The organism is Bradyrhizobium sp. CFUWI, assembly GCF_056429085.1.
Genome location: NZ_JBWJZE010000332.1, coordinates 1 through 382, shown reverse-complemented (window position 1 = coordinate 382; position 382 = coordinate 1). Strand labels below are relative to the sequence as shown.

Annotated in this window: 1 protein-coding gene; it reads left to right on the top strand. The window is 68.6% G+C overall.

All coding sequences use genetic code 11. The features are described from left to right. On the top strand, positions 1–382 hold a 382-nt coding region (locus tag AC066S_RS40055), incomplete at both ends, for a spore photoproduct lyase family protein (RefSeq protein WP_478272103.1).

The following is a 382-nucleotide window of genomic DNA, read 5'->3' as shown; positions in this document are numbered from 1 at the left end:
GATCGTGGACGTGCGCACGACGCCGATCCCCGAGCGGATCGCCGCGATCGACGACTTCGTGGCCGCCGGCTACGAGGTCCACGCCAACTTCTCGCCGGTGATCCTCTACGAGGGTTGGGAGGCGGATTGGCGGGCGCTGTTCGCCGAGATCGACGCCACGCTCTCGGACGCCGCCAAGGCGCAGCTCAAGTGCGAGATCATCATGCTGACCCACAATGCGGGGCTGCACGAGGTTAATCTCGGCTGGCACCCCAAGGCGGAGGACCTCCTGTGGCGGCCGGACATCCAGGAGGCGAAGGTCTCGGAGGGCGGCGGCACCAACCTGCGCTACCGGACCGGCTGGAAGGGCCGATGGCTCGCCCGGTTCAAGGCGCTGCTGGCC